Annotated in this window: 1 protein-coding gene; it reads right to left on the bottom strand. The window is 40.7% G+C overall.

Annotated features, from left to right (window positions below; all coding sequences use genetic code 11):
- Positions 1 to 211: 211 nt before the first annotated feature.
- Positions 212 to 11,992, bottom strand: a complete 11,781-nt coding sequence (locus CLV51_RS22900; RefSeq protein ID WP_106530411.1) for a non-ribosomal peptide synthetase — start codon at positions 11,990 to 11,992, stop codon at positions 212 to 214.
- Positions 11,993 to 12,002 lie beyond the last annotated feature (10 nt).

Below are 12,002 nucleotides of genomic sequence, written 5' to 3'. Positions count from 1 at the left end.
AGGGAAATAATAGAAAAAAATGAAAATATTGAGTTTTTCTGGTTATTATCTTTAGGTTTCCTGATTAAAAAGATATTAAAAACTGTCTGTTAAAAAAGGAGCAGTAAATCACTGCATCAAGCATGTATTGGCACGCTTTCAAAAGTACATTTTCAAATCCGAAAAACAAAATATTTCTGAAAATCTCACTTAATGCCAGGTGCTTTACTTATCATCCCTTTAGCAGTTCCTTCAGGTATCCGGCCAATATTTTTGCATTATCATCTTTTACCATAGATGAGTGGGCCCCTGGTGAAGTAAATACTTTTACATCCGCAGCATATTTTGACCAGCCGAGGCACTCATCAAAGCCGGCCCAGTTGGTTACTGCTGCCTTTATCAAAGAGAGTGATGAATAAATTATGCCGTCAAAATTATACAGTATAGACGCATTCATCTTATAAGTATTGAACAATCTCATTATAAACCCGGCATGCTCCCTGTTGATTTTATCCTTAATAAAATCAGTAATAAAAGGTACTACTTCTTTCGGTTCCAATGATAGCACTTTTGAGCCCAATTCAGCTACCCACAACGGGTGCGTCGATGCAATAATATTATATTGTTCAAAAACCCACACCAGGCTGGTGAAGATCTCCTGTCCGCCAGCATCAACCACCTGTTTCTCTTTTCCGGAGAGGACAACAGTGTCTAATATAGCTACGAGGTCCATCTTCTCTCCGTTACTTTCCAATTGCTTCGTCATCTCATAAGCGACTATTCCTCCGAAAGAATGGCCCACTAAGCGGTAAGGCCCTACAGGCTGTATTTCCTTCATCCATGCAATGTTTTTTGCAGCGATGGCTGTAATACTATCCAGCGGTTGTTCCCCTTCAAACAGGCCTTCCATATATAATCCGTATACAGCGCCCACATCATTTAAAGCAGCTGCCAATTCAAAATAGGCATCACAGATACCTGTTGTACCCGGCGCGATGAAAAGGGGATATTCTTTTTTCCCCTTATTCAGCAAGAGTACATGTTTGTTAGCCTCTGTCCCGATGTCTGACAACACTTCGCTGTTATTACGCTGTTCCAATATCCCAGACAATAATGCAATTGTAGGACAGCTAAATACATCTATGGTAGATACTTCCATATCAAGTTCTTTTCTTATGGCCCATATCAAACGTATCACCAACAGGGAGTTTCCTCCTGACTCAAAGAAATTATCTTTTATACCAATCTTTTCTTTACCTAATATTTCCTGCCATATCAGTCCCAGCTTTTCTTCTAATTTATTACGGGGAGCTGTATATTCCGCGCTTTTAATTTCTTTTTCTGTTGGAGCCGGCAGATCCAGTCTGCTGATCTTTCCTGTGGTAGTCAGCGGGAAGCTATCCATAAACATGTAAATATCAGGTATCATGTGAAGCGGTAAGTTGCTATGCAATTTTTGCCTGATCATGTGCTCATTCACTTCTTTTTCCGACCTGACATACGCAATTAGCCGGTCCTGTTCTTTAAATGTGCTGAATAACACCACTGCTTCATGAACACCGTCTATTCTCAGTATATTCTGTTCAATATCTGAAAGTTCAACTCTTTGTCCGCTTATTTTAACCTGGTTATCTTTCCTGCCGATAAATTCGATTTCTCCTGTTGGTAACATCCTGCCAATATCTCCTGATCTGTAGACCCTTCCTGCATTGGTTACCGGATCAATTGTAAATACAGCATTTGTTTGAGATGCTTTATTCAAATATCCCAATGATAAATAATCACTTTTGTAAACTATTTCTCCGGTTTGATAAATTCCTGCTGTTTCATCATTTTCATTCAATAAATAAACCTGCGTATCCTGAACAGGAAAACCTACCGGTATATTTAATGATGTAATAACACTGTTGTGATCAAGGAATTTCTGGAGCGTGATTGTTGACTCCGTTGGCCCGTATCCATTAATAAAAATAGCCCCTTCAACAAAATGCTTTTTAAACTTTTCAACATCACTTTTATAAACAGCTTCTCCTCCTAAAACAATCAACCTTATATTATGAAACACCTCTTCTTTTAATCCTGCTATAAAATACCGGTAAATAGTAGGTACTGTATGAAGAATAGAAATCTTATTGGAATACAGCCATGCTGCCAGCGCTATTGTCCCGTTTTGCTTTAAGTTATAAGGATATAATGCGGCCCCGTTTAATAACCCACCATAAATATCCATAACCGAAGAGTCAAAGCCATAAACAGGCAGCAAACTTAATTTGTCATTTATACCAATGTGCAAATTATTGGTATACACCCTTATAAAATGCAGTACATTCCTGTGGTTTTGAACAACTCCTTTAGCTACACCTGTTGAGCCGGATGTATACAATATGTATGCTTTGCTATCAGGGCTTATTTCCACATCCGGATTTGCCTGTACAGGTGCTATTTCAACAGAGATATTAATTATCGAAATATCGTTTCGTTCTTTAGAAAGCGTTTTTACCAATTCAATGGTAGTGTTATCTGCAATAATTAATCTGCAACCTGTATCCTCAAGCAGATAGTTCAGCCGGTTAACAGGATAATGAGGGTCTAAGGGCACATAAACATTCCCTGATTTCAACACGCCAAGCATTCCGGTAATTGCACTTTCCCCATGCTCCAGCAGCAGTGCAGTATTTACTCCTGCTGATCCGGTAATAGTGATAATTTTTTCTGCTAACCCATTTGCCCACGCATTTAATGCTGAATAGCTGATACACTTACCATCCTGGTTAATGGCTATGTTATCCGGATATTTCCTTACCTGTTCTTCAAATCTTGTTATTATTGACTGGTTGACAGATTCTTCCTTAAAATATGTAAAAGGATTTACCGGGACCGGATCATTTATCCTTGATATCTGTTGCTCAAATATTTTAATCTTTTTAATTTCAATCTGTGAGTTACTTACAACTTGTTTTATCACCGAAACGAATTCGTTCATCCAGTATTCAATTGTTTCCGGTTTAAATAATTTACTCTTATAAATACATTTTACCGAAATTCCATCTGTATACTCTTTAAAGTAGCATTCCAAATCAAATTTTGCATAGCCTGCTACTTCTCCATGTTTTGGTACCTTATTATGTAAAAATATCTCCTCTGTTGAATTAAAATTCAGCATATTACAAAATACGGAGCTGACAGGAAAGCGATTATAGTCCCTTTGAATCTTCAATTTTTCCAGTAATTTCTCAAATGGGTAAGATTGATGCTCCAGGCCTTCCAATATGGTATTGTTTACCTGTTCTAAAAATACTTCGAAAAAACTATCTGTTTTCAACTCATCTCTTAACATTAATGTATTGAGGAAAAAGCCTATCAGATCTCTTATATCATCATGTTCTCTGTTTGCAACAGGGACTCCGATTATCAGATCAGCCTCTCCTGTCAATCTGTTTAATATTACTTTAAAACCGGCAATCAATAAGGAGAAAAGGCTTACTTTCCTATTAACTAAAAACTTGTTTATCTCATTCTTTTTCGCTTCATCAATATATAATTCGAAATACTTTGCTTCATTATCCGATACTTCAGCGTAAGCCTCATAATCATATGGCAAGCGCATATCCGGTAGCTGTCCTTTAAGATGAGATGTCCAATATTCCTCCAGGCTATTTGTTTCTTCGTTTAAAAGCAGGTTGTTTTGCCAGCCTGCATAGTCTTTATACTGGATTTTTAAATCAGGTAATAAAACCGGATCACCTGTCAATTGCGATTTATAAATTGCTGATACATCTCTTGCAAACAACTCCATTGACCAACCATCACTGATAATATGATGCATTGAATAAAATAGCCTGTTATGCCCCCCCTCTTTTATAAAAAGCATCTTAAATAAAGGCCATACATCTAATTTAAACTCATTGTTAAATATTTTATGCTTAATCGTATTTACGTCAATTTCCCTCTCTTCTGAAACCGCTACCAAGTCTATATCAAAGTTCAATTCGTTTACATTCACTACTTTTTGCTTCGGTATACCATCTGTTTCAATAAATACGGTGCGGAGCACTTCATGCCTGGTCACCAGTTCTTTGATAGATTGCTTAAAAACTCCCGGATCTATATCTTCCTCAAATTTGCACTCACCATAAATATTATATGAGGCATTAACAATCCCCATTTGATCCATTAACCATAGTCTGTATTGCGAAGGAGATAACTCGTAATGCTCCTGTACCGGTATCGGTATTATATTTTGATAAGCTGCTTTTTTTGCTTTACTTATTAACCGGGCCTGTTCTTCCAGTACGGCTTTTATAAATAGTTCCTTTAAAGATATTTTAACGCTAAATACCTTGTACAGCTGGTGGGCTAAGCGTGTAGCTTTTAAACTATGTCCCCCTGATTCAAAGAAATTATCTTTTATTCCTATCCTTTCCTTACCTAATATTTCCTGCCATATCAGTACCAGTTTTTCTTCCACTTCATTTCGCGGAGGTGCATAAGCCACACCGGTTTCCATTTCAAGTCCTTTGAGGTCTGATAAGCTTTTCCTGTCTATTTTACCACTGGTAGTTAAAGGGAAAAAAGGTAACTGAACAAAGTTCCCGGGTATCATATAAACTGGTAACACTTTACTTAAATGCTCGTATAAATCAGCGCTATTCAATGTTACCTTGCTTACTACATAGGCGACCAATTCCTGATCCCCTTCCTTATTGAATTTCGCGAGCACAATTGATTCATCAATACCCGGTGCAGATTGTAAGACCGCTTCTATTTCTCCTAACTCTATGCGGTACCCACGTATTTTTACCTGATTATCCTTCCTTCCTATAAACGCTATATTTCCATCCGGCAGCCAGCGGCCCAAATCGCCTGTTTTATACATCCGCTCTCCTTTCCTGAACGGGTTGAGAACAAATCGCTCTGCTGACAGCCCGGGCTGATTTAAATAACCTCTTGCAACGCCTGCCCCTCCTATGAAGATCTCTCCTATTACGTTTACAGGACATACTCCTTTTTGTGCATCCAGTATATATACCTGTATGTTCTTTATTGGTTTTCCTATTACTACTGTCCCATTCTCTTTTACCGGCTGATCAGACAAGGTGGTGCAAACTGTATTTTCAGTAGGCCCATAAGCATTTATTAACCGTATGCCCCTGGACATAAGATATATCGCATCTGCACTGTTTAATGTTTCACCTGCCGATACAATTGTTTTTACTGGTCCTGTTATTTCTCTTATCATATGCTGATAAGAAGGCGGAAGGGTGATGAGTTCTACCTGATACTTATTGATAAGGGCTTCAAACTTTTCCGTTGATAAAATATCTTCTTTCCGGCATAATACAAGACATCCGCCACTTAATAGTGTATTAAATATTTCATAACAGGAAGCATCAAAACTTAAAGATGCAAACTGTAATGTCCTCATTCCTTCTTTCAGGCTTAATGCCTCCCGCTGCCCAATGGCCAGGTTCACCACACTGCTATGTTCAATCATCACGCCTTTGGGTTTCCCCGTTGATCCGGAAGTATAAATAATATAGGCCAGGTTAGCAGGAATAAGTGAAGTAACCGGTGCTTTCCCCGGGTATTCATTAATAACCGGCCAATCTTCATCCAACATGATAATGTGCACAGTATGCCCGGTGTCTGGTAATTTATTTCTGCAGGCAATGTTGCTCAACAATATGCCGGCGCCGGTGTCTTCCAGCATGTAACGGATCCGCTCCATTGGATACTCCGGATCAACAGGTACATATGCTCCGCCGGCTTTTAGTATCCCCAGTATTCCTATAATCATTTCCAGCGAACGTTCTATGCAGATGGCCACCAGCGTTTCTGTAGTTACGCCTTGCGCAATCAGATAACGAGCCAGTTGATTAGTTCGTTCATCCAATGTTTTATATGTCACATACCCGTCTTCAAAAACCAATGCCGCGGCATCCGGCGTATGCGCTACCTGTGCATTGAATATATCAATAATCGTCTTATCAGGATGAGGGAAATCCTTTGCAGCAGTTTCATTAAAAGTAACCAGTAACTGCTGGGTTTCAGCAGCACCAAGCATGGGTAAGTTCCCGATCTTTTCATGCGGAGCATCCACTACTGCGCGTAACAATGTTTCATAATGGGTCATCATCCTGCCGATGGTATCCTCACTGAATAGATCTGTACAATACGTAACATTGACTCCTAATCCATCCGCAAACTCCTGTACTGAAAACGTGAGATCAAATGGTGTGGAAACTTTTTTAAAGGATTCTCCGGACAATTGTAATGTACCCAAATGAAGGTCCGAAGTTTCAGGTACATTCTGCAGTACAAACATTACCTGGAATAAAGGATTACGGCTCAGATCACGATCCTTTACTACTGCTTCCACCACTTTTTCAAAAGGTACTTCCTGATGCTCATAAGCATCTAAAGTTGTTTGTTTTACCTGCTCCAGCAACGATATAAAAGAAGGATTATTACCAAGGTTACTACGCAACACCAATGTATTAACAAAAAAACCGATCAGCCCTTCTATTTCCTGTTGTGTTCTCCCCGCTATCGGTGTACCTACACAAATATCTTCCTGACCGCTATAACGGTACAACAACACCTTGAACACTGTCAGCAACGTCATATACAAGGTGGTACTCTGTTTACGTGACAAGGTTTTTAACTCATCCAGCAGTGTCTGTTCCAGTCTCAATACAGTACCTGCCCCACGGCTGCTCTGAATTCGGGGACGTGGGTAGTCAGTTGGTAACTGCATTATATCAACGCTGTCCAGTTTTTCTTTCCAGTAATTCAGTTTTTTATCCAATATTGTACCCAACAAATATTTCCGCTGCCAGATTGCATAATCTGCATATTGAACGTTCAGTGGAGTTAGCCTGGTAATACGCTTTTCCATAGCAGCTTCGTACAATTCTCCCAGTTCCCTGACTATAATACTGGTAGACCAGCCGTCTGACGCAATATGATGCTGTGTTACAACCAACATATGTTCTGCATCATCCAGTACGATTAAATGAGCACGGAGCATGTAATCCCGGGATAACTCAAAAGGAACAGCGATCAAAGCGGCTATGCATGCCTGTAATGCCGGTTTGTCTTCCCTGTATATAGTATCTGATACCAGTTTTAATTCCCAGCCGTTTTCCTCCTGTATACGCTGATAAGGTATACCTCCCTCCTGTTCAATCACAGTGCGCAGTACTTCGTGGCGGCCTACAATCTTCCGCAGCGCATTTTCCAATGCATCTTTATCAAGACTGCCACTCAGTTTTAGTATATTAGAAATGTGATACTGTACACTGCCTTCCAATTGATCAATGAACCACAAACGTTCCTGGCTATACGATAACGGGATATGTAATGGTCTTGGCCCCACCTCAATAACCGGCAACAACAATCCCTTGTCCCGCTGTTGAAGATATATTGCCAGTTTGGCAACAGTAGGATACAGAAAAAAGTCTTTTACAGTTAACTCTACCCCCAATGACTTCCGAATAGCGGATACCGTTCGGGTTGCCAATAAGGAGTGCCCCCCCAGTTCAAAAAAATCATCATAAATACCAACACGCGCTACTCCCAGCAATTCCTGCCAGATATCAACCAGTAATAGCTCTATGGTTGTAACGGGTGACTGATAGTTGATCAGGCTTTTCCATTGCATGTTTTCCCGTTGGCTAAGGAATTTCCTGTCTATCTTTCCATTACCTGTTAAAGGTAAATGCTGCAAGGCTATCAGATCAGTAGGAACCATATAATCCGGCAACTGCTGTAACAGCTTTTTCCGGATATCCTGTGACAGCAGCTCAGCGATCTTTGCATACATTGGAACATTGGCGGTAATACAATAACTGGTATCAGCTGATTTACTGTTTACAGGTGCTATAAATCCAGGGAAAGGCTGTAGTTCCAGTAACAGGTTAATCTTCAGGGGCTGCTCATTCAACAGCAGCCGGCAATGATAGCCCCTGTTCCTGGCAGCAAACAATAGTTCATTCACTCCCAGCGTATTTTTGTCCGGTTGTGCTATACATGCCATCAGGTCACCTACGGAAAGAACGGATGGATCTTTCAAACCATTTTCCAGCAAGCGTTCTTTCCATAACCGGGGATCGGGTACATCCTGTAATGCGATAACGGCTGCATTATTATTGATCTGCTTCCGTATACTTTCTATATCACTGATTTCATCCCAACGCTGCCATAGCGGCGCCATTACTTCTTTTTCAATACCCACATGGATAACAACTGTATACCGGTACAGGCTCAGTTCATTTATATATGTGCCTTTTTGTCTTTGTATATCTATATCGGTGATTTCCGGATAACGCTTTTGTAACCGGTAGAAATATTCAGGTGATAAACATAATTCCTCTTCTTTCAGCAGTTCCTCGTCTACCTTCCAGCAGAATTCCCTGATGCCTGCCCTTGGTTGAAATTTCTCCAGATTCAATCTGCACTTAAACAATTTCTGTAAACGATTATCTCTTATATCTCCTAATACAATCCTTCCTCCCCGCTTTAAGAAAGGCATGCATTTATCCAGCACATCCGATAAATAATTTTCCCCGGGAAAATACTGAACCACAGAATTTATAATGATCAGGTCTGTTGTTTCATCTGCATCCAGGGTTATTTCATGAGCGGCGCCTGTTTTTAATATAGTAACCGGATAATTCCTATCTCCCATACTGATCCGCTGCCGGATAGTACCTATAGAAACACTGGAGAAATCAATACCGGTATATTTTTCTATATGCCCTACCATTTGATAGTAGATCAAACCGGCGCCACAGCCAATTTCCAGCATAGATGTTATTGGCGCTGACAATATAACTTCAACAATATCATTTAACCATTCCCGCATATCATCTTCCGGTATCGCCATACCTGAGAAACTATCATTCCAGCCGGTAAGATTAAATTCTGCTGCTGTTTTACCAACTTCCTCTGTTCTCGCATATTCTGTTTCCCACAGTTCATGCCAGTCATTCTCCTGCTGTTGAAATAACAATGCTTCCTTTACCTTTACCGTCTGAGATTCCGGGACATAATAACCTACCAGTTTTTTCTGGCTGCTGTTATCCTGTCTTACCAGTATAGCTGCCTGGTTCACCAGCTCGCTTTGTTGTAACACGGCTTCTATTTCTCCCAACTCTATGCGGAAACCACGGATTTTTACCTGATCGTCTACCCTACCCAGGTATTCTATATTACCATCAGGCAACCATCTGCCAAGATCCCCTGTCCTGTACATACGTACTGTTGGATTAAATGGGTCTTTCACAAACCGGTCTGCTGTTAATCCCGGATTATTGAGATAACCTCGTCCCACACCTATTCCGGCAACACATATCTCTCCTGTTATACCAACAGGACATAATTGATATAAGCTGTCGAGTATGTAGATACGCAAATTTTGTATTGGCTTGCCTAATGGGATATTGGTCCGCAAAGGCGCTTCTCTCATGATATAATGGGTAATATCATCCGATGCTTCCGTTGGGCCATAGGCATTCACGACTGGGATCCGGCCGTAATCACGGTGATTAAACCATTGTTTCAACAGGGACTGATGTACTGCCTCTCCTGTTACCACCATGTATTTGAGTTGCTTTAGTGAGACGCCTGTTTCTTCCTGTAATAATTCAGACAGATGGGAAGGCACCAATTCCAGTATTGTAATACCGTCTGCATCTATTTGTTGCATAAACCGGGCTGGCTCCAGAATAAGCTCATGCTGATAAATAACGGTACGCCCTCCGCACAGTAATGCAGCAAACAGCTGCCATACAGAGATATCAAATGTATATGATGCCGTGAATGCCAGTACTGTTTCAGCATCTATCTGCAACTCGTTTATCTTCGCCAGTAAATGATTCAGCATTCCTCCATGTTCCACCATCACGCCTTTAGGCTTACCCGTTGAACCGGAAGTATAGATAACATAAGCCAGATGATTGGGTGATGGTGCATCTGGAGCAATACATTTCTCCAATATTGCCATATCATAGTCTGGCACCAATACTTCTATGTTTTTATTTCCGGTAATACGGTGTTTACAATCCTCACTGCACACTACTATGTCTGCTCCGATATCCTCCAATATATAATCTATCCGCTCCGCCGGGTAGGCCGGGTCTATGGGAACGTAAGCTGCCCCGGCTTTCATAATGCCCAGTAAAGCTACCGCCATATTCAAAGACCGCTCAATACAAACAGGCACCAACCTGTCTGTTGTAATACCTTTGGCGGATAATTGATGTGCCAGTTGAGTTGTTCGCCGATCCAATTCTCTGTAGGTAAGGTATTCGCCCGGCATAACAATGGCAATGGCATCAGGTGTGCGCGCCACCTGCAATGCGAATAATTCTATAATAGTTTTATCCTGCGGATATTCCTGCTCCGTGTTATTGAATTCCGTCAGCAGCTGTCTGGCTTCTGAAGCGCATAATAAAGTGTATGAATCAATACCTGCCTTCGGATTTTTTATTATTTCCCGCAATAGTTGTTCATAATGGCGTACCATGCGGGCAATCGTATTTTCACTGAATAAATCAATACAATATTCCACATTCCCGCTTAATCCGTCTCTGCTTTCGGCCAGGGAGAAGCCGATATCAAACAATGTGGTAACGTGTGCAGCCTTTTCCCTGAATAATTGCAACTGGCCCTGGCTCAATTCCGGTACAGATACATCAGGCGTATTAAACAGTTCAAACATTACCTGAAATAATGAGCTTTTGCTCATATCTCTCTCCTTCTCTACCACTTCCACAATTTTCTCAAAAGGCACTTCCTGATGCCCATAAGCATCCAGGGTTGTTTGCTTTACCTGCTGTAAGAGGGAAATAAAATCCGGGTTATCTTCAAGGTTACTGCGCAAAGCCAGTGTATTAATAAAAAAACCGATCAGCCCTTCCAGCTCTTTTTGGTCTCTGCCGGTCATAGAAGTGCCTACACAGATATCTTTCTGACCACTATACCTGAACAACAATATTTTGAAAGCAGCTAGTGTAGTCATAAAGAGCGTGGTGCCCTGTTGCTTTGACATTTCCTTTAACTGATCAGACAATTCCTTATCCAGGTTAAACCTGTATAAAGCGCCACGGCTGCTTTGAATAACAGGTCGTGGGTAATCGGCGGGTAATTGCAGCGGCGAAACATCTTCCAGCTTATTTTTCCAGTAAGCAATTTTATCTGCCAATGTTTTTCCTGATAACCAGGACCTTTGCCAGATAGCATAATCAGCATATTGTACAGATAATGATGGCAGCTGCGCAGGGCGATCTTCCGTAAAAGCATTATACAGTGTTATCAATTCTTTGATCAGAATACCAACAGACCAGGCATCTGCCGCAATATGGTGAATGGTAATTACCAGTATTTGCTCTTCTTCTCCAGGTACTATCAGATGCGCTCTTAACATGTAGTCCTGCGACAAATCAAAAGGTGTTGAGATAATATCCTGTATGCGGGAATGCAATGCTACAGTATCCTCATTATACCGGGTATCCTCCACTATTTCAAGTTGCCATGCCATGCTGTCCAGTATTTGTTGTGACGCAACACCTGCTGCTGCTGATATAACGGTCCGTAATACTTCATGGCGGTCAACCAGTGTTTGCAATGCATATATCAATCCGGCTCTGTTCACAGTTCCTTTCAACCGGAATATATTAGGCACATGATATTGTGTGCTTCCCTGCAATTGATCAATAAACCACAAACGTTCCTGGCTATACGACAAAGGGATAAATTCCACTTCCTGCCTGCGGGAAGGATGAATGATATTTTTAGCGGAATCCGTTTCCCGTATCTCTGGTTGGTATTCTTTGAGATATGCAATAATGGAATCTTTATTATTTCTCAACTCATGCAAAAAATGCTCGTCAATCGTTTCTTTCTGATCTATTAACAACAGCAGCTCATCTTCTTCAAGAGAAAAACGTATCCCATATTTTCCAGCCTTTTCAAGTATGGTAATTACATCCAATAATTTAGGGTTCGGCATGTATAATGAT

The sequence above is a fragment of the Chitinophaga niastensis genome (assembly GCF_003014755.1).
Taxonomy (GTDB): domain Bacteria; phylum Bacteroidota; class Bacteroidia; order Chitinophagales; family Chitinophagaceae; genus Chitinophaga; species Chitinophaga niastensis.
Note: the sequence above shows the minus strand (reverse complement) of the source record. Positions and strands in the feature narration are given on the sequence as shown.

Excerpts from the sequence above, each read along its gene's own strand:
- CLV51_RS22900 (WP_106530411.1), bottom strand. The coding sequence starts at position 11,992 with ATGCCGAACCCTAAATTATTGGATGTAATTACCATACTTGAAAAGGCT.